Genomic DNA, 19,493 nt, shown 5'->3' on the forward strand with positions numbered 1-19,493 from the left:
GCAATTTGTTTCACAACACGTGTGGCCGTAAAGGTCGATTTGCTCGCACGATAGGTATGGCACTCGCGGTGTCTATCACAATGTCTGGCTGCTCAACTATTTCAGACTGGTTTGCAGATGATGAAGAATTAGAGATTCGTCGTTTAAAGCCTATTGAGGCTAAATTCACACCTAAATTAGTGTGGGATCGCGATATTGGTGATGGCGTTAATCATTACTTCTCTCGTCTTCGCCCTGTTTATGCCTATGACAAGCTTTATGCTGCCGATCGCCATGGCGCCGTTGTCGCGATGGACCCTGAGTCGGGTAAGGTGTTGTGGGAGAAAGATTTCGCACAGTTTCGCTCTGAGGGCATGCTAAGCTCAGTCACTAATTTGTGGCGTAGCGGAGAGACTGCACGTATTGGTGGTATCGCCGTAGCAGACAGACACGTATTCATTGGTACAGAAAACGGCTATGTAGCTGCAATGGATGCAGAAACCGGAGAGTTGGTTTGGGATGCGTCTGTTCCCGGTGAGGTTTTAGCGGCTCCGGCTGCTGATGAGGGCATCTTAGTGGTTAACACGGGTGCTGGTAGCTTATTTGGTTTCAATACCCGCACTGGTGAACAGTTGTGGAGACACGAAGGTGATACTCCTCCGCTAACACTACGTGGTATTTCTGGCCCAATCGCATCTAACGGCGGTGCTATCATCGGCACACCTACAGGTAAAATTCAGGTTAATCTTATCGAAACAGGTGTACTTGCGTGGGAAACGGTAATTGCAACGCCTTCTGGTGCAACAGAGTTAGAGCGTATTGTTGATATCGACACAACGCCTGTTTTATTTGGCGGCACGGTTTACACGGTTTCTTACAACGGAACATTAGCTGCTGTAGAGTTACGTTCAGGTCGTGTAATTTGGAAACGTGAATATGCATCGTTTCGCAATTTGAATATCGACGGCAATAAAATCTTTGTTGTAGACAACAACTCTAACGTTTATGCCCTTGATAGACGAAACGGCGTAGAGCTTTGGTCTCAAGGTTCACTTAAGCATCGCTCATTAACGGCTGCTACTCCAGTAGGCGACCATGTGGTTGTTGGTGATAACTGGGGCTTTCTACACTGGATTGAACAAGAAACAGGTGAAGTTGTTGCACGCCTAGATGTTGGCGGCGATGACGAAGATGATTCAATCTATGCTGCGCCGTTGAAGGTTGATGATAAGATTATAGCGGTAACACGTAATGGCGTAATAGCGTCGGTGCAAGTTCCAAAGTAACGGGAACGTTTCGCTAATATTTAAACAGAAAAGGTGCGTAAAGCGCCTTTTTTTATACCCCGCGGTTTTTTCGGGCCTAAACTTGGGAATTATCAATGGGTAGACGGTTTCTCTTCGTGTTATTGAACGCCATTGGTATTAGGTAGTGAACAAGGTATAATGCGCCCATTCTCAAAAGCCTCATAGTAATTCACCTCTCGTTAGAGAATACAGCTCCCGAACGTTAGTTGTAATAGATGGTGTATGCGGCTTGTGCTTTTTTAGCTTTCATGACCCCTAGGATCTGATAAATGTTACCCGTTGTTGCTTTGGTTGGCCGCCCTAATGTTGGTAAGTCAACCTTGTTTAATCGCCTTACAAATACCCGTGATGCACTAGTTGCTGACTACCCGGGGCTAACTCGCGACCGTAAATACGGCCAAGCGAAATTTGAAAAGCGCCAGTTCATAGTAGTGGATACCGGCGGTATTACGGGCGATGAAGAGGGCATTGATGCTGAAATGGCACAACAGTCTTTGTTAGCTATAGAAGAGGCTGATGTCGTATTGTTTTTGGTTGACGCCAGAGCAGGTATGCTGCCAGCCGACCAAGGTATTGCTGATCATCTTCGACGCATAAACAAAAAAGTGTTTGTTGTGGCGAACAAGGTTGATGGAATTGACGGCGATAGCGAAAGTGCGGAATTTTATTCCTTAGGCTTAGGTGATATTAAGCAAATTGCTGCGGCGCACGGTCGCGGTGTTAGCCAATTGCTGCAGGACGCCTTAAAGCCACTTGAATCTGATTTCCCGGACATGGAAATTGTCGATGAGGAGCCTGAAGAAGAAGAGGATGCTGAAACGCAGCGTCAACGTCTTCAAGAGTTACCTATCAAACTTGCTATCGTAGGTAAGCCCAACGTGGGTAAGTCGACACTGACAAACCGCATTTTAGGTGAAGAGCGCGTGGTGGTATTTGACATGCCAGGCACCACCCGTGACAGCGTGTACATTCCAATGGAAAGGGATGAGCGTGAATATATCCTAATCGATACCGCGGGCGTGAGAAAGCGCAAGAAAATTAGTGAAGCCGTAGAGAAGTTCTCTATTGTTAAAACTCTTCAGGCAATTGAAGAAGCTAACGTAGTGCTATTGGTTATTGATGCCAGAGAAGGTATTACCGACCAAGATCTTAGCCTATTAGGCTTTGTGCTTAATTCAGGTCGTTCATTAGTAGTTGCCGTGAACAAATGGGACGGATTAAGTACTGACGTGAAAGACGACATAAAGCGCGAGATGGACCGTCGTTTAGGCTTTATAGACTTCGCTCGAATTCATTTTATTTCTGCGCTTCATGGTTCGGGTGTTGGTAATTTATTTGAGTCTGTACAAGAAGCGTATATGAGCGCGACCAAGCGTATTAATACCGCGCTGCTTACACAAATTATGGAAATGGCTCAGGATGACCATCAACCTCCGCTGGTGCGTGGTCGCCGAGTTAAAATGAAGTATGCTCACGCAGGTGGTTACAACCCACCGGTTATTGTTATTCACGGTAATCAAGTGGATGACTTACCAAGCTCTTATAAGCGTTTCTTGATGAACTATTTCAGAAAAGCGCTAGAAATTATGGGTACGCCTATCAAGATAGAATTCAGAGAAGGCAACAACCCGTTTGAAGGTAAAAAGGCTAATTTGACCTTGGCGCAGCAGCGCAAGCGCCGTCGTATGATGTCTTATTACAAAGATAAAAAGTAGCCTTTTAAGGATAGGGCGCTATTTCTGACCAAGTGGCGATAGCGTCCATGCTTTTGCATTACTCAATTTCCCCACTATTGTGGCATGATGAAATCCCCAATTAGACTCGCTTTAGCGTGAATTGCATTTTGCCACTCGTATTCAACTCTACGGTTTTCTTGATTTAATCTGCTAGGTCATTATTACACTTAGATTGTATTCTTTTCCTGCTATTCCCACTTTCTCTTTGTTCATACATTCAGTCATTTATAGGTACGTACCTTTGAATTCGGGAGGTTACCACGAATGTGAAATTTGGAGCTGTTTTTGCAGACACTACCTGTTTAGCAGACAGCCAGCAGCGTTTTGGGAGATAAAGTTTCAGTAGAAAAATTGGTTAAAGTCGCCTCACCACTTCAAAAAAATCAAATGTATAACTGGTTTGATAGGTATAAACCAAAAGCGCAGCAAAAAGTATATATTCTCACCGCCAAAACAGAAGAAAAGCCAACGTTGAGTTTGCCGCTAGTTAAACGACGTTCTGCGAAAAAAGCTTAACGCGCGCTTTCCAAAAGCAGAGAGCGAACCTTTTTCATCATTTCAGACTCTTGCGGAACTTCTACGTTAACAATCAATTGATTGACAATATTGTCTGAAAAGTCAGGAGGAAAAGTCGTAGACACTTTTACGATTTTATCTTGTAGCTTAAAGACATAGGTTGTTGCGTAAATTGTTGGTGATGTTTCAGATGCCGCGCTCAGCCCCAATCTCCATCCTCTTAATGCGCTGTTTACCTCGTAGCGTGAGGCTGGGCTGATTTGAGACAAAGTTAACTGCTGTAAATCGGCTGTAGCACTAGCTCGTTGCAGATCACTTTCTAGTTGCTTAGGAAGTAGCTCGTTTTCATCTGAAGAAAGCTGATCTAAAAAGGGATATACGGTGACATCAACGAGCGCATCTTCAAACTCAGGGTGTATATAGCGAGTAATTGCACCGTTAAACGGGTCTGGATATAACTGAGTATCTAATTTAGTGAAGTCGCCAATGGCGTTTGGTACCTGTAATCCACCCTTATAGTCGCTAGCTTCTAGCGCATCGAACAAAAACTGGCTGGTAAATAATCCAGAATGTTTGGCATGTTGAATCCAGCGGGCAATCAACGATTGAGCTTCTTCTTCGGCTAAAGCGGTTTCCGTTTTCACATCTGTGTTTTCTGCGGCACTCGCATCAAATGAAGATGAGTCAATTTCTATCCCTCGCCATTGTAAAGTGAATTCTGCAAATTGTTTTGCGTGCTGTCGATGCATGCCAGGCGCTGCGCCAACATTAGCGATCAATAGTTCGTAGTCGTTTCCTTCGCCATAAGGGAACAAATGACTGAACTCTCCTGATTCGCTTAGGAGTTTAATAAAGCTGTCGGGCGAAATAGCATCTTCAAAACACAAATTGGTGGATTGAGAAGCATTAGTTTCGCTTAATGCTCGCTGGGCTCCACAAGCCCTGAGTAACGTCTCGCTTGGGTAGGTAGAAAAAACAGAGACAGGTTGATTGACCATAGAAGCAAAGGTGAAGTCAGGCACTAGTAACAGAACAAAAACGCACAAAGGTGTCAAAAATTTTGGTACAGCGAACCGCTGTGACTTTAGGCTCCAAAATGCACAGGCCCGCTGGTAAATACTGGAAAAGGAAAACGCGTTTACATGAACGGGCATAATACTTAAGGCTACCTATTGCCGTTGAATGTGTGTCACTGTACTGGTTATTTCTCCGTCAGTCACCCGAGATTTTATCTCATCACCTACATTTACTTTATTAACGCTATTAATGGCTGCTTTGTCGGACAAAGTAATGCTGTAACCACGGGCGAGCGTTGAAAGAGGACTTACGGATTGTAAGAGGCTAACTTTACCACCAAGTTCATTTTTTTGCTTCTAATGAGTGTATTCATGCTTGATAAGAGCTTGGTGCTAGCGTAATTCAGTTTGTCTTTTGCACGCGCCACGTTTGCTGATGGCGATTGTTTGTTTAGCCTGTAATCAAGACCTTGTAATCGCTTCTCTGCTTTTGCCAAGTCGTTTTGCATCTTATGCGCTAAACGAAGTTGTAGTCTGTCTAACGTTTGCCACTGCGATTGAATGCGGCTTTGTGGATGCAACGCATTTAGCCGTTGTTTCTTTAAAATAAGCTGTTGTTTACTCGTTTGAAGGTACTGATGTATTGCCCTTGCTAAGCGTTGTTTTTGCTGACTTAGCGTTTGGTAGAGAGCGGCAGAATCCTGACTTAAGATTTCGGCAGCAGCAGATGGGGTAGGGGCGCGAACATCAGCGACGAAGTCACTAATGGTGAAGTCTACCTCATGGCCTACGGCGCTAACTATGGGAAGGGCACTTGCAGCGACTTCTCTTGCCAAGCTTTCATCATTAAAACACCACAAGTCTTCTAATGAACCTCCGCCTCGCGTAAGTAACAGCACATCCACTTCTGCGCGGCGGTTAGCCGTTCTTAACGCATTAATTAACTGTAAAGGTGCGGTTTCACCCTGAACCATCGACGGATAAACAATGATTTCGGTTTGTGGGCTGCGTCGTTTTAATACACTCAATACATCATGAAGCGCTGCACCGCTTGATGAAGTTATTACGCCGATGCGATTAATACGTTCAGGTAGCGCACGCTTGTTAGCAGTATCGAACAAGTCTTCATTGTTGAGTTTGAACTTTAAGGCTTCGAACGCTTGCTTAAGCGCACCTTCGCCATCGCTTTCCATGTGTTCGACAACCAGCTGATAGTCGCCGCGTGCTTCGTAAAGGCCAACCGACGCTCGCACTAAAATTTTGTCGCCTTCTTTAGGGCGAATGCGAACATTACGGTTTGATCCCTTGAACATGGCCGCGCGAACTTGGGCTTTGTTGTCTTTGAGCGTGAAATACCAATGCCCTGATGCGGCTGCCACAAAGTTGGATATTTCAGCCGATAGCCAAATAAGGCCAATTTCGCCTTCCAGCACGGTTCTGGCTAAGCGATTTAGCTTGGTAACTGTTAAAATTTGTCGAGACGTAGATGGCGAATTTGTAAACATAAAAAAAATCACTGGGTTTAATACATTTAGAGTTTACCTGAAAACTAAAAAACACTACAATTGCGCCGCAATTAACCCTCAACTGAATAGGTGTTGTTGCATGCTACGTATCATCCAAGAAGCCCTGACGTTCGACGATGTGTTGCTGGTTCCCGGCCACTCGACCGTCCTCCCTCACACAGCCAACTTACAAACACGCCTTACGCGTGGCGTAACGTTAAATATTCCAATGGTGTCTGCTGCCATGGACACGGTTTCTGAAGCCCGTCTAGCTATTGCGCTAGCCCAAGAGGGTGGTATTGGTTTCATTCATAAAAACATGAAGCCCGAAGAGCAAGCCAAACACGTACGTGAAGTTAAGAAATACGAAAGTGGTGTGGTATCTGACCCGGTAACGGTTGAAGAGAATGCGACCATTGGTGAAGTTATCGCGCTTTCTAAGCGTCTTGGTTACTCTGGCTTCCCGGTGACTGACAAAGATAATAACCTAATTGGTATTGTGACAGGCCGCGATCTTCGCTTTGAAAAGCGTTTGAATTTGCCTATTAGAAACGTAATGACCGGTAAGGATGATCTGGTTACCGTTAAAGAAGGTGCAAGCTCTGATGTGGTGTTAGATCTTATGCACGAACACCGCATTGAGAAAATTCTTGTCGTCGACGACGCGTTTAAGCTTACAGGCCTGATCACTGTTAAAGACTTCCAGAAAGCAGAAAACAAGCCTAACGCATGTAAAGACTCGCTTGGTCGCCTACGTGTTGGTGCTGCGGTAAGCGTTGGACCAGGTACTGACGAACGTATTGCACTACTTGTAGATGCAGGCGTTGACGTTCTACTTATCGATACCTCTCACGGTCACTCGCAAGGTGTTATTGACCGCGTGAAAAAGGTACGTGCAGACTATCCAGATGTACAAATTATTGCGGGTAACGTTGCGACGGGCGATGGCGCGAAAGCACTTGCCGATGCCGGCGTAGATGCTGTTAAAGTGGGAATTGGCCCTGGTTCAATTTGTACTACCCGTATCGTAACCGGTTGCGGTGTGCCTCAAATTACTGCGGTATCAGATGCAGTAGAAGCGCTTAAAGATACCGACATTCCAGTAATCGCTGACGGCGGTATTCGTTTTTCGGGTGACATTGCTAAGGCGTTGGCTGCTGGCGCAAGCTGCGTAATGGTTGGCAGCATGCTAGCAGGTACTGAAGAAGCGCCAGGCGAAGTAGAACTTTTCCAAGGCCGTTACTACAAGTCATATCGCGGTATGGGTTCACTAGGCGCTATGGATCAAAGCCACGGTTCGTCAGACCGTTACTTCCAAGATTCTGATAACGCTGAGAAATTAGTACCAGAAGGTATTGAAGGCCGCGTAGCGTACAAAGGTCCAATTGCTAATATTATCCATCAGCAAATGGGCGGCTTGCGCTCAGCCATGGGCTTAACGGGCTGCGCAACGATTGAAGAGCTCAATACCAAGGCACAATTTGTGCGCGTAACTTCAGCCGGAATGGGCGAGAGCCACGTTCACGATGTAAGCATTACCAAAGAAGCGCCAAACTACCGTTTAGGTTAAGGCGACCGACGACTGCGAGGCTGGTACTACACCAGCCTTTGTTTTTTATTTAACGGGTAAAAATAAAACATGACCACAAATATCCACGACCAACGCATACTTATTTTGGATTTTGGCTCGCAATACACGCAGTTGATAGCACGTCGTGTTCGCGAAATAGGCGTTTACTGTGAGCTTTGGGCTTGGGATGTGACCGAAGAGCAAATCCGCGAATTTAATCCTCAAGGGATTATTCTGTCAGGTGGCCCAGAGTCAGTAACCGAAGAAGGTTCACCACGCGCGCCCGAGTACGTATTTGAAGCCGGCGTGCCAGTGCTAGGCGTGTGCTATGGCATGCAAACCATGGCACAACAGCTAGGTGGTGGCGTACTGGGTTCAGACAAGCGTGAATTTGGTTATGCGCAAGTAGAAGTGATTAAGCCAAGCCCGCTGCTGGATAAAATTGAAGATGCGATAGGCGATAACGGCGCGGCGCTGCTTGATGTATGGATGAGCCACGGCGATAAAGTGGCAGCTATTCCCGAAGGTTTTGAAACCATCGCGCAAACCGCTTCATGCCCACATGCTGCAATGTATAACGCAGAGAAGCAATTCTATGGCGTGCAGTTCCACCCTGAAGTGACTCACACTCGCCAAGGCATGCGTCTATTAACTCACTTTGTGATGGACATCTGTAAGTGTGAAAAGCTCTGGACAGCTGGCGCAATTATTGACGATGCCATTGAGCGCATAAAAGAGAAGGTGGGCGATGAAGAAGTTATTCTTGGCCTTTCAGGCGGTGTAGATTCTTCAGTAACAGCTATGCTGCTTCACCGCGCGATAGGTGACAAACTTACCTGTGTGTTTGTAGACAATGGCCTGCTTCGTTTAAATGAAGCTGATCAGGTTATGGAAATGTTTGGTGACCATTTTGGCCTAAACATCATCCGTGTAGACGCTGAAGAGCGTTTCCTTGATCGCCTAAAAGGCATTGAAGATCCTGAGCTTAAACGTAAAGCTATTGGTAATGAGTTCGTTCGTGTATTTGACGAAGAAGCGGGTAAGCGTGAAAACGCGAAGTGGTTAGCGCAAGGTACTATTTACCCAGACGTTATTGAATCAGCGGGTTCTGCAACGGGTAAAGCGCACGTGATTAAATCGCACCACAACGTGGGTGGTCTTCCAGAAGATATGGAGCTAGGTCTTGTTGAGCCACTGCGTGAACTCTTTAAAGACGAAGTACGCAAAATCGGCCTTGAGCTAGGTTTACCGTACGACATGCTTTACCGTCACCCGTTCCCTGGTCCGGGTCTAGGTGTTCGTGTACTTGGTGAAATTAAGAAAGAATATTGCGACTTACTGCGTCGTGCTGACGCTATCTTCATTGAAGAGCTATATGCAGCTGACCTATACCAAAAAGTAAGCCAAGCGTTTACCGTATTCCTTCCAGTGCGCTCAGTAGGCGTAATGGGTGATGCGCGTAAATACGACTGGGTAGTAAGCCTTCGTGCAGTTGAGACTATCGACTTTATGACGGCTCACTGGGCACATTTACCCTACGACTTCCTAGGTAAAGTGTCGAATCGCATTATCAATGAAATCGACGGCATTAGTCGTGTGGTTTACGATATTTCTGGTAAGCCGCCTGCTACGATTGAGTGGGAATAAACGGGTGTAAATTTACCGAAATGAAAAGAGAGCCTTCGGGCTCTTTTTTTGTATCTACTTAAAAAAGAGCAAGTTAATAAGCCTGTTACTATAAGGAATGTATATTTTCGCATATATTGGTATGTTGATTCATACCAAATTAGTAACCATACCGTCATAAAAATATCATTTAATGGCGACGTCCTTCTCTAAATTTATACTAAAGGTTAAGCCGTGTTCAATTACACAAGCATCAGCCGTTTGGTGATGACGCCTGTTCTCGCCAGCTTTTTAATTCTTGTACTATTAAACGGTGCCTCAATTCTAAAGTCTTTCTCATTACTTAATTCATTCGATGAGTTAGAAAACACCCTTGTTCAGTCAGAACGAGACGTCAATACCACGCTAAGTACTTTCAAAACTCAAGTGCAAGAGTGGAAGAACGTATTGTTGCGTGGCCACAAAAAAGACGACCGAGAAAAATACTGGGAGCGATTCAAGCAGAGAGAGGCCGACATCACTCGCCAGTTTGACCTGATGCTATCAAGTGGTGTGATAAGTGAAAGCGTGAAGTCAGATATCAGGCAATTTCAAAAAGCCCATGCAGTCATGGCCGAGAAATACCGTGAAGGATACGTTGCATTTATTAACTCAGGGTTTGATCCAAAGGTTGGAGATAGCTTTGTTCGAGGTATTGATAGAGAGCCTGCTAAGCTCCTCTCAGGTATCGCGGCGGAAATTGCAGCCGATTCAGCGAATGCGATTGCTGAACTTAAAGCCAATACGCGCACTATGCTCTGGATAATTCTACTGGCGGCTATTGCGCTCTCTGTGCTTTCTGTTGCTTATGTGATTGCTCGTTTACGCTCTCAGGTTATTAAACCAACAAAGCAGGTTGCGGCGTGTATATCCAACTTGGCTCATAGCCGTTACGACTACGCGTTAACGTATTCCAGCAACCATGAATTGGGCATGCTGGCAGAATCTGCCAGGGCATTACAAAACAAATTAAAAGATTCGGTTGCGCAGCTTCAACAAGCAGAGAGGGAAATGGAGAAGGCATTTGGTACATTAGGTAATGTAAGCCAATCCATTATGGAAGGAGCAAATGGTCAACGAGATGCGTCACGCTCGCTTGATAGCAGCACAGATAAGCTAAAAGAAATTGTACAAAATTTAGTGGCTATCACCGATCAAGTTGCTGTGGCGACCAATAACTCTGAAAAGAACGTGGCAAGTTGTTATGCCACGTTTGAAAGCGCCAATGCAGGCTTTAAGCAGCTAGCAAAAACGGTAACCGAATCAAGTAATATCGTGTCAGAACTGCAAAGCCGCAGTACCAATATTCTAAAAGTGGTAAATGTTATTAATGAAATTGCCGACCAGACTAACCTACTGGCTCTAAACGCTGCAATTGAAGCTGCTAGGGCAGGTGAGCATGGCCGTGGTTTTGCTGTGGTAGCCGACGAGGTTCGAGCACTTGCAGCTAAAACACAGCAGTCGACCAAGGAGATTAACGACATTTTAAGTAGTTTTGAAGCTGAAGCAAAAGGCGCCGTTGCGGCGATGTCGTCAGGCAAGCAGCTGTCAGACACAAACGCAGCAGAAGCAGCGACAGCGCTTGAAACACTCAATAACGTGGTGAGGGATATTCAAGAAACTGCCAGCGTAGTTGTGGCGCTTAACGAAGCCGCAGATGAGCAAGAGGCTGTACTTCAGCAAGTGGAAACAATTATCAGTAATGTGGTCACATCATCTGAAAAATATCATCAACTTGCTCAGCGTGATGACATGTCACGCTCAATGAAAAGTATGTCAGAAAATGTTGAAAAGGTGGTGAACAGTTTGACCCGCTAACTGTGCTTTGTCAGTATAAACACGTTAAAAGGGAGTGTTTGAACAATGTTCACGCTCCTTTTCTTTTATCTGTTATAGATGCGCGCGCCCTAAACTAGTATTGATAATAATGACAACACCACTCGTATTTCATCCTATTTATAGCCAGTTAGATCTTCCTGAGCGACACCGATTTCCCATCGAGAAGTACGTAGGTATTCGCGATGAATTGTTAAATCGTGGTGTGGAAGCATCGCGTTTTGTTACTCCATCACCGGTTGATATTTCTTTTCTCACTGCCTATTACGATCCGCACTATGTTGATGCACTAAGTACTGGCGCATTAGATAAGAAAGCCATGCGCCGCATAGGCTTTCCCTGGTCGCAGCAGCTGATTGAGCGTACCCGTACTGCCGTTGCTGGGACCTGTTTAACAGCCAAGCTAGCTCTAGAGCATGGAAAAGCATTGAATTTAACGGGCGGGTATCATCACGCGTTTGCTGATTTTGGTTCAGGTTTTTGCTTGTTCAACGATTTATATTTGGCAGCAAAAACTATGCAGCAAACCCCGTCCGTTGAAAATGTGCTTATTGTCGATCTAGATGTGCATCAAGGGGATGGCACAGCCAAACTTGCCGAAAACGACCGTGATATTTTTACCTTATCTATTCATGGTGAAAAGAACTTCCCTCACAGAAAGCAGCACTCCGATATTGATATAGGGCTCGATAAGGGCACCGAAGACGATGAGTATCTAACTACGCTAGAACAAGCGCTAACGATGGTAATGAGACAATTTCAACCCGATGCCATCATCTATGACGCAGGCGTTGATGTGCATGTAAACGACGACCTCGGTCATTTGCATATTTCTACGCAAGGCGTGTACGAAAGAGATACGCAAGTTTTTGCGCTAGCCGAGCGTTTAGGCGTTCCGATTGCTGCGGTAATTGGTGGAGGCTACCAAAGAGATATTGCAGCACTGGTAGAGGTGCATATTCAGCTTTATCGCGCGGCAGGCGTGATTGATTAGCAAACAGTGATGCCTAAAATGAAAAGAGCACGCCATACAAAAGCGGTTTGGCGTGCCCATCCTGTGTCTACGTGGTTATTTATTACAAAAAGTGCAGCTGAAAACCGATACCAATACGTTCTTGTGAGCGGTTATAGTCGATAAGCGAATCGCCATAGCCATTGAAGTATTGAAGCAAGACTTCATAGCGGTCAGAGATAGGGTAGGTGAAGTCTAGCTGGATGCTGCCTCGGTTCTCATCTACGTCGAGGTTATTTCGTAAAAGCGCCAGTACTTTAAACGCGCCAATTTTCCTTCCATAACCAAGTTCCATTCTACCGTAATAGTCTTGTATATCAGGGTTATCGTCGCCGGTAGGATCAAGCGGGTCTGTTTTCTCGTCTTCAGGAATACGGTACCACGTCTTTAGGTAGTAGATATCGTCATCGTCGCTAAAGACAATAGAGGCAAATATACGGTTCCAGCTTCGAGAGCGCAGCCCGCTTTGACCGTTAGACATATGATTGAAACCAACTTGAAAAGTATTAAATTTGTAGCCAAGCACGGAATAATCGGCTGTTTCTTGCCAAAAGACTTCTGGTTCGTAATTGGTCTCGCGAAACGGCTTCGACGCTTCGCTGTTATAAAGCTGCCAGAAAGAGGTTAACGTAAAGCCAAAGTAAACACCGTCGAATCCAGTATCTTCCAAATAAAGCGGCAGCTTTGCGCTTACCTGAAATTTTGCTTCTTTATTGTCTATGTTCTCGTTTGTGAGTTCTTCACTTGCCACAGAGCTTGGGTTGGAAACGTAAGTAATTGGAAGTAGATAGTTTTGTCTATGCTGAGTGATAGCAAACACATTATCCAGTGCTTCTTTATCGCCTTCTAATCGGTTATCCAGTGCACTTTCCGTGATGGTGTCACGTTTGATGATATCGATAACTTCAATACCGCTTTCTTCCTGAGACGATTGATTTTCTTCATTTTCAACAGTGCGCTCTTGTTCACTATTTTCTAAAGATGACGCTTGTTCGCTTACCACTTCTTGTGATTGTTGAGCGCACACAGGCGTACAAGCAGCAAATGCTGCTAAAAATACAAAAGGCTTTAACACAGACACCTTTAATTCTCCGTAACGTGGGGTTGTTGTTATGCTTAACTGAAGTCCAGTGCTTGGCCTTCTGAAGATGCAAATACTTGTAGATTAGACTCTGCCACTGTGACGTATACATTACAATGGTTTACAACATCATCTATATCGTCATCAGTCCGTTTTGGATCATGACTATATAAAGCTAATTTTTTTGCGTTACATGCCATTGCTAGTTTCACCGCTTCTTCCGCGACCGAATGACCCCATCCGTTCTTAGCTGGCATGTCAGACAACATATACTGTGCATCGTGTATTAGCAGATCGGCATTTTGTGCAAATTTTGCGAAATCGATAAAGTCTGTTTCTTTTTTGTAGGGGGGGTAAAGCTCATTATCTGTTATGTAAGCCACCTTTGTGTCATCGGCTTCAATACAATAGGCACTGCCACGACCGGGGTGGTTCATGGCTAAGCGAGTTATGGTTGCGCTTCCTACTGAAAATCGGCTTGTAGACTTGGGAATATCGACAATAGAAATGTTAGCTTTCAGCGCACTTCGGGGGACTGGAAATAACGACCCTTCCATTTGCTTTAAAATTTGATCAGGTTCATCAAGGAGGGTTTGACCCGGGTATATGTTGATTTCGCGTGAAGTCTGATAGATAGGCGCAAAAAAAGGGAAGCCTTGAATATGATCCCAATGGTTGTGGCTCAACAGCAGATTAATGGGTGTATCTTTTTGAATAAGGCGCTCGCCAAGCACGCGAATCCCTGTGCCAGAGTCGAGGATGATATCGGTACCATCCTCAAGCTCAATGTGAACGCATGCAGTATTACCACCATAGCGGACGTAAGCTGCTCCCGGGGTAGGGATTGACCCTCTTACGCCATAAAATGTTAACCGCATACGCCCTCTTTTCTAATCTAATCGGCGAGATCAGGCGCTAGAGTGCGGCTACAAAGTCCTTTGCTGCACTAATATCTAACAACTGCTTTTCACCAGTACGTCTATTCTTATACTCAACCTGTTGATTATCTAGGTTTCTTTCACCAATAACAATGCTGTGAGGTATGCCAATTAATTCCATATCATTGAACATGACACCCGGACGCTCTTTTCTGTCGTCAAACAACACTTCTACGCCAAGGGCAACAAGCTCTTCATAAAGCGCTTCCGCTGCTTCTTTAATACGATGAGACTTATGCATATTCATTGGTATTAATGCAATTTTAAACGGTGCAATAGGATCTGGCCACTTTATGCCAAATTTATCGTGGTTTTGCTCGATAGCTGCCGCAACAATTCGAGATACGCCTATACCGTAACAACCCATAGTTAAGGTTTGGTGCTTACCTGATTCGCTTAGTACGCCGCAGTTCATGGCCTCTGAATACTTGCTGCCAAGCTGGAAGATATGACCCACTTCGATGCCGCGTTTAATATCTAGCGTGCCTTTCCCGTCAGGAGATGTATCGCCTGCTACAACGTTGCGAATATCAACGCCAGTAATATTTTCAGACCAGTTTACGTTAATATTTACCTTACCGCCTGCGCCTGCGCCTGTAGTGAAGTCAGCAAGGGCAGCTGCACTGGCGTCAATAAAAGCGGGTACAGGCAGGTTGGTTGCATCAGCAAACAATGGTGAAACGCCAAGAATATCTTTTGCTTGTTCAAATGATGCTTCAACAAGCGGGCTTGCAACGCCGTCTAACTTCTCTGCTTTTACATCATTAAGCTCATGATCAGCACGAAGTACAAGGGCTACCCATTTGTCAGAAACTACTTCTTCGCCTTTACTGTCTACTTCATTAGCGGCTTTCACTACTACGACTTTAACCGCGTTTGTCACTTCGGCTTCTACGCTTTTTAAGATGGCATTGAAATCTTTGCCTTTGGCATCTTTAGTCTCAACTGCAGCGCCAGATGCGACAGCTTTTTCAGGCGCAACAGCTTCAGCCATTTCAACATTGGCTGCGTAATCACTGTCGCTTGAGAAAGCGATATCGTCTTCACCTGATGCGGCAAGTACGTGGAATTCGTGAGAGTGATTACCACCAATAGAGCCAGAGTCGGCAATGACTGCTCTGAAGTCTAAGCCCATACGCGAGAATATATTGCAGTAAGCGTCGTACATTTTTTGATACGTTTCTTCTAAACAGCTGTCTTCTAAGTGGAAGCTGTACGCATCTTTCATGGTAAATTCACGACCACGCATAATGCCGAAACGGGGGCGCACTTCGTCGCGGAATTTAGTCTGAATCTGGTATAGATTGAGCGGAAGCTGCTTATAGCTGCTAATTTCATTACGCACAAGCGCGGTAATAACTTCTTCGTGCGTTGGACCTAATACGAAATCTCGCTGGTGGCGGTCTTTAATACGAAGTAACTCTGGGCCGTACTCTTCCCATCGTCCAGATTCTTCCCACAAATCTGCGGGCTGAACAACGGGCATTAGCACTTCAATCGCGCCTGCTTTGTTCATTTCTTCACGAACAATATTGGCTACTTTATTAAGTACACGAAGACCAGATGGCAACCATGTGTATAGACCCGAGGCAAGCTTTCTGATCATACCAGCTCTTAGCATAAGCTGGTGGCTGATAACCTCTGCATCTGCAGGTGTTTCTTTCTGCGTGGCAAGCAAATATTGACTAGTGCGCATGTAAAGCAGGTATCCTGTTATAAATGTATTTATGACGGTTAGTGTGATGCTCTTTCGCAAACGGCAATTCGCAAAACAAAACATTGCGAAATGCTTGAACCGAGATAAGGTGTCACACGTTTGGGCGTATTCTAATTAACTGTGAGCTATTTCGCCACAGACTGTTAACACTAATAGCGTAATTATCCTAAATGAACCAGTTCGGTCACCTTAACGGCGGCATCTCTTATTTCAAACCCTACATCAATATCGTATAGCGTCACGCGGTAGGTTTTCTCATCATTTTCAATATGCTGTTTATAGGCTGGGCGAGGGTCTTGGGACAGTACCGCAGTCACCAAGGCAGAAAAACCACGGTGCTTTTTCTCTATTTCAGCAAGCGTGGGCTGGATTGTATCGGCGAATGATACGTCGCGATTGGGTATGGGGTTAATGTCATCAAGATTATCGCTGGCGCTAGGAACACTATCAGCGTACGCGATATAGGGCTTGATATCGACAAGTGGTGTGCCGTCGACTAAATCTACCCCTTCAACCACTAACTGTGTCTGTCCATTACTGCTAACCACACCTTTGTTTTTCACCACAGACATGCCAATCCCATTAGGTCGGTGGGTACTGCGACTTGCCAATACGCCCATAGTTGCATTACCACCTAGACGAGGGGCTTTTACCGTATTTTTCCAACCGCGTTCAATGTTTTGGTGAAAGATAAAAAGCAGCCACAGGTGACTGTAATTCTCTATCCCTTTAAGCAAATTGATATCGTTAAAGCCTTCTTCGAAGGTAATAATACCTTCGGCGTTAGCCAAGTTGGGCTGCCTTGGAATAGCAAACTTTTGCTTGAAAGGCGTAGCGACGGTCGCTATCGCCTCGAGAGAAAATGAATTGTGGGTATTCACGTTTTAGCCCTAACGAAGTCAAAATGTGTAACGTTGTCATATTACTCACATAATTTGCAGGTAAAGTGACGTTTCAAGTGAAAGCTTGAGCCAAATAAACATCCTGCTTGTTATAAGGCGCTGCTTATTTGGGTTCCCTGGAGTAATCCAATACTTTGGGCCTGCTCGCAACACGAGCTTATTCTCTTTTTAGTGCGTGTTTTTTACATTGCACAAAAAAGTAAGCTTCCCGTGTTTTATCGAGCGGGCTTATCTTTTTTAAGCGTGTCTAATACGCCCTCAAAATAAGGGCACCCAAGCGTCCGTGCTTTTTCAATGTTATGGCTGAATATCTTTTCGGCATCTTCTTCTTTCTTCATGTAGCGTGTGATATCAGCTTCACGAATCAAATGCAAAAGCGGGTAGGGTGAACGATTGGTATAGTTTTCAGCATCGTCTACGTCGCTACCGTCGAATACATAATTGGGGTGGAAGCTGGCAAGTTGATAAGTGCCGCTGTATCCCCAGTCGTGCAGCATATTATCGCTGATAGCCAATACATCGAGATATTCGTTGAAATCAGCAAGGGTTGAATGCGTGAGTGCAATTAGTGTTGTAGCGGTGGTGTCATTCTCTTCTAAATGCCGCAACTCATCGTATAGCGATTGAACGACATTTCCCGCATTGCCCTCAATTACCACACACCGAATTTGGTGAGGTGTTCTTACATAGCGCGCAAAGGGACAAAAGTTATGCTTTATAACAATGTCGTCAACCCATTTAAGCGTTGCATCAATTACGTGCTGTTCCCATAAAGGAGATGTTGGTTCTGCCATAAAAGGTGTAGGTCAGTTTGAGTCTGTGTTCAACTTGAGGGGGAGTATAAAACAAAAAGGCAGAAATTTGATTTCTGCCTAACATTTAGGTTGAACTATTTGTACTTTAAGAATGATATTTTACGTAAGCTTCCAGCGTATTCTCTATCAAACTGGCTACTGTCATCGGCCCAACTCCGCCTGGAACGGGGGTTATCCAGCCTGCGCGCTCTTTCGCTTTTTCGAAATCAACATCGCCAACAAGTGAACCATCATTAACGCGATTAATACCTACATCAATGACAATCGCGCCCTGCTTTACCCAGTCACCAGGAATAAAGTTCGGTTTACCTACTGCGACTACCAGTAGGTCTGCACGTTGAACGTGACTTTTAAGGTCCTGAGTAAACTTGTGACAGGTAGTAACGGTGCAGCCTGCTAAAAGCAGTTCCAGGCTCATAGGGCGCCCCACAATATTCGACGCACCTACAATGACCGCGTCCAAGCCTTTTACAGGGCGCTTGGTTGACTCTATCATGGTCATGATGCCTTTTGGCGTGCAGGGACGTAGTGCAGGAATACGCTGTGCAAGGCGGCCAATATTGTATGGATGAAATCCGTCGACATCTTTATGAGGGTGAATACGTTCAAGTACCTTTTCTGCATTTAACCCTGCAGGTAAAGGAAGCTGTACCAGAATTCCGTCTATCTCTTTATCTTCGTTTAGCTCGTCCACTAAATTTAGCAAGGTTTCTTCTGTGGTATCAGAAGGAAGGTCGAAAGAGCGAGAAACGAACCCCACTTCTTCGCACGCTTTACGTTTATTGGAAACATAAACTTGAGAAGCTGCATCACTGCCAACAAGAACAACGGCTAGGCCTGGTTGTCTTTTACCTGCTTGCGTAAGCGATTCAACATAGGAGGTTACGTGTTGGCGAACTTGTTTGGCAATTAGTTTGCCGTCAATAAGATGGGCGGTCATAGTCTTGTACGATTCTTATATGGTTGGGTGGTCAACAAGTGCCCTATATTGTTTCATAAAATAGGACTAATACTCTAGTAGTTATTACTCTGCAATTATTCGCCACAAATGTTCAACGTAAACGACTGTTAATGGAAAGCCTGATGCTTACCCTTTAAAAGAAGCGCAAACCTAGGCTAAAGACAGGCAATTACACGGGTAATTGTTCAAAAAAACGTGAGAATGGATGCTTTGTGAGCGGTTGATAATTTTATTTAAAAAAGTGTTTGACGAGGTGGGGGGATGTCAGTAATATTCGCACCCCGTAAAGGCACTGAGGCTAATGCTTCTAGGTCGCTACAACAGTCGGTGAGTGGCGCAGCTTGGTAGCGCACTTGTTTTGGGTACAAGGGGTCGCAGGTTCAAATCCTGTCTCACCGACCACTTTTTGCAGCGAAGATTCGCCAAGCGCCCGTAGCTCAGCTGGATAGAGCAACGGCCTTCTAAGCCGTGGGTCGCAGGTTCGAATCCTGCCGGGCGCGCCATGCGAGTCAGGTAGGTCCTGATAGCAAGGCTGAATTTTTACATTTACACTGCTAAAATATAGCGTGTAAATTGCAAACACACCCTATGGTGGGCGTAGCTCAGTTGGTAGAGCCCCGGATTGTGATTCCGGTTGTCGTGGGTTCAAGTCCCATCGTCCACCCCACTTTTTTGCGGAAGTGGTGGAATTGGTAGACACGCTGGATTTAGGTTCCAGTGCTTCACGGCGTGAGAGTTCAAGTCTCTCCTTCCGCACCATATTTTCAAGCTTTATCAAAAGCTTAGAGTAAGCATTCCTGTCGGTGAGTGGCGCAGCTTGGTAGCGCACTTGTTTTGGGTACAAGGGGTCGCAGGTTCAAATCCTGTCTCACCGACCATTTATGCTTTTTCGATTTCGCGGCTATTCCTAGTTCAGTGATTTATGTCTTGAACGTTC

The 19,493-nt window shown here is 45.2% G+C and carries 14 protein-coding genes, 5 tRNA genes and 1 pseudogene; 12 read left to right on the plus strand and 8 right to left on the minus strand.

Annotated features, from left to right (window positions below):
- Positions 1 to 5 precede the first annotated feature (5 nt).
- The 3 genes from bamB to KUL49_RS17770 all read left to right on the plus strand — a co-directional run bounded on the left by bamB (position 6) and on the right by KUL49_RS17770 (position 3,538).
- Entirely contained in the window at positions 6 to 1,265 is a 1,260-nt protein-coding gene (gene bamB, locus KUL49_RS17760) for an outer membrane protein assembly factor BamB (protein ID WP_080752359.1), read from the plus strand.
- 290 nt (positions 1,266 to 1,555) lie between these two features.
- Positions 1,556 to 3,001, plus strand: a complete 1,446-nt coding sequence (gene der, locus KUL49_RS17765) for a ribosome biogenesis GTPase Der (protein WP_014979823.1) — start codon at positions 1,556 to 1,558, stop codon at positions 2,999 to 3,001.
- Between the two features lie 345 nt (positions 3,002 to 3,346).
- Entirely contained in the window at positions 3,347 to 3,538 is a 192-nt protein-coding gene (locus KUL49_RS17770; RefSeq protein WP_242633886.1) for an exodeoxyribonuclease VII large subunit, read from the plus strand.
- On the opposite strand, the gene KUL49_RS17775 is transcribed toward KUL49_RS17770, so the two are convergent.
- Both KUL49_RS17775 and xseA read right to left on the minus strand, forming a co-directional pair.
- Positions 3,535 to 4,560 carry a hypothetical protein gene (locus KUL49_RS17775; protein ID WP_242633887.1) on the minus strand — a complete coding sequence of 342 codons (1,026 nt, stop codon included), beginning with the start codon at positions 4,558 to 4,560 and terminating at the stop codon, positions 3,535 to 3,537. The genes KUL49_RS17770 and KUL49_RS17775 overlap by 4 nt on opposite strands.
- A gap of 147 nt (positions 4,561 to 4,707) precedes the next feature.
- A pseudogene (gene xseA, locus KUL49_RS17780) lies at positions 4,708 to 6,059 on the minus strand (exodeoxyribonuclease VII large subunit).
- Between the two features lie 100 nt (positions 6,060 to 6,159).
- On the opposite strand from xseA, the gene guaB reads away from it, so the two are divergent.
- The 4 genes from guaB to KUL49_RS17800 all read left to right on the plus strand — a co-directional run bounded on the left by guaB (position 6,160) and on the right by KUL49_RS17800 (position 12,124).
- Positions 6,160 to 7,629, plus strand: a complete 1,470-nt coding sequence (gene guaB, locus KUL49_RS17785) for an IMP dehydrogenase (RefSeq protein WP_014950158.1) — start codon at positions 6,160 to 6,162, stop codon at positions 7,627 to 7,629.
- Positions 7,630 to 7,698: 69 nt separating this feature from the next.
- A complete protein-coding gene (gene guaA / locus KUL49_RS17790; RefSeq protein ID WP_014950157.1) occupies positions 7,699 to 9,276 on the plus strand; it encodes a glutamine-hydrolyzing GMP synthase in 1,578 nt (525 codons plus the stop codon).
- Positions 9,277 to 9,489: 213 nt separating this feature from the next.
- Positions 9,490 to 11,112: a methyl-accepting chemotaxis protein gene (locus KUL49_RS17795; RefSeq protein WP_131138148.1), complete on the plus strand. Its 1,623-nt coding sequence runs from the start codon at positions 9,490 to 9,492 to the stop codon at positions 11,110 to 11,112.
- A 109-nt stretch (positions 11,113 to 11,221) separates the two neighbouring features.
- Positions 11,222 to 12,124 (plus strand): histone deacetylase, encoded by a 903-nt coding sequence (locus tag KUL49_RS17800; protein ID WP_131138149.1) that lies wholly within the window; start codon positions 11,222 to 11,224, stop codon positions 12,122 to 12,124.
- Positions 12,125 to 12,206: 82 nt separating this feature from the next.
- Here KUL49_RS17800 and KUL49_RS17805 read toward each other — a convergent pair whose 3' ends face one another.
- The 6 genes from KUL49_RS17805 to folD all read right to left on the minus strand — a co-directional run bounded on the left by KUL49_RS17805 (position 12,207) and on the right by folD (position 18,535).
- Entirely contained in the window at positions 12,207 to 13,223 is a 1,017-nt protein-coding gene (locus KUL49_RS17805) for a phospholipase A (RefSeq protein WP_075177065.1), read from the minus strand.
- Positions 13,224 to 13,258: 35 nt separating this feature from the next.
- On the minus strand, positions 13,259 to 14,101 hold the full coding sequence (locus KUL49_RS17810; RefSeq protein ID WP_131138150.1) for an MBL fold metallo-hydrolase: 843 nt from the start codon (positions 14,099 to 14,101) through the stop codon (positions 13,259 to 13,261).
- Between the two features lie 37 nt (positions 14,102 to 14,138).
- Positions 14,139 to 15,857 (minus strand): proline--tRNA ligase, encoded by a 1,719-nt coding sequence (locus tag KUL49_RS17815; RefSeq protein ID WP_131138151.1) that lies wholly within the window; start codon positions 15,855 to 15,857, stop codon positions 14,139 to 14,141.
- A gap of 182 nt (positions 15,858 to 16,039) precedes the next feature.
- Positions 16,040 to 16,759: a tRNA (N6-threonylcarbamoyladenosine(37)-N6)-methyltransferase TrmO gene (gene tsaA, locus KUL49_RS17820; protein ID WP_131138152.1), complete on the minus strand. Its 720-nt coding sequence runs from the start codon at positions 16,757 to 16,759 to the stop codon at positions 16,040 to 16,042.
- 236 nt (positions 16,760 to 16,995) lie between these two features.
- A complete protein-coding gene (locus KUL49_RS17825) occupies positions 16,996 to 17,574 on the minus strand; it encodes a DUF1415 domain-containing protein (RefSeq protein WP_039228338.1) in 579 nt (192 codons plus the stop codon).
- Between the two features lie 106 nt (positions 17,575 to 17,680).
- Positions 17,681 to 18,535 carry a bifunctional methylenetetrahydrofolate dehydrogenase/methenyltetrahydrofolate cyclohydrolase FolD gene (gene folD / locus KUL49_RS17830; RefSeq protein ID WP_014950149.1) on the minus strand — a complete coding sequence of 285 codons (855 nt, stop codon included), beginning with the start codon at positions 18,533 to 18,535 and terminating at the stop codon, positions 17,681 to 17,683.
- Positions 18,536 to 18,881: 346 nt separating this feature from the next.
- Here folD and KUL49_RS17835 point away from each other — a divergent pair.
- The 5 genes from KUL49_RS17835 (at position 18,882) to KUL49_RS17855 (ending at position 19,434) form a co-directional block, all read left to right on the plus strand.
- Positions 18,882 to 18,958 (plus strand) — tRNA-Pro (locus KUL49_RS17835).
- Between the two features lie 24 nt (positions 18,959 to 18,982).
- Positions 18,983 to 19,059, plus strand: a tRNA-Arg gene (locus tag KUL49_RS17840).
- An 88-nt stretch (positions 19,060 to 19,147) separates the two neighbouring features.
- Positions 19,148 to 19,223 (plus strand) — tRNA-His (locus KUL49_RS17845).
- Between the two features lie 7 nt (positions 19,224 to 19,230).
- Positions 19,231 to 19,315 (plus strand) — tRNA-Leu (locus KUL49_RS17850).
- 42 nt (positions 19,316 to 19,357) lie between these two features.
- Positions 19,358 to 19,434: transfer RNA gene (locus tag KUL49_RS17855), tRNA-Pro, on the plus strand.
- Positions 19,435 to 19,493: the final 59 nt, after the last annotated feature.

The sequence above is a fragment of the Alteromonas sp. KUL17 genome (assembly GCF_006538305.1).
Taxonomy (GTDB): Bacteria; Pseudomonadota; Gammaproteobacteria; order Enterobacterales; family Alteromonadaceae; genus Alteromonas; species Alteromonas macleodii.

Excerpts from the sequence above, each read along its gene's own strand:
- der (WP_014979823.1), top strand. The coding sequence starts at position 1,556 with ATGTTACCCGTTGTTGCTTTGGTTGGCCGCCCTAATGTTGGTAAGTCA.
- guaB (WP_014950158.1), top strand. The coding sequence starts at position 6,160 with ATGCTACGTATCATCCAAGAAGCCCTGACGTTCGACGATGTGTTGCTG.
- guaA (WP_014950157.1), top strand. The coding sequence starts at position 7,699 with ATGACCACAAATATCCACGACCAACGCATACTTATTTTGGATTTTGGC.
- KUL49_RS17800 (WP_131138149.1), top strand. The coding sequence starts at position 11,222 with ATGACAACACCACTCGTATTTCATCCTATTTATAGCCAGTTAGATCTT.
- KUL49_RS17810 (WP_131138150.1), bottom strand. The coding sequence starts at position 14,101 with ATGCGGTTAACATTTTATGGCGTAAGAGGGTCAATCCCTACCCCGGGA.
- KUL49_RS17815 (WP_131138151.1), bottom strand. The coding sequence starts at position 15,857 with ATGCGCACTAGTCAATATTTGCTTGCCACGCAGAAAGAAACACCTGCA.
- KUL49_RS17825 (WP_039228338.1), bottom strand. The coding sequence starts at position 17,574 with ATGGCAGAACCAACATCTCCTTTATGGGAACAGCACGTAATTGATGCA.
- folD (WP_014950149.1), bottom strand. The coding sequence starts at position 18,535 with ATGACCGCCCATCTTATTGACGGCAAACTAATTGCCAAACAAGTTCGC.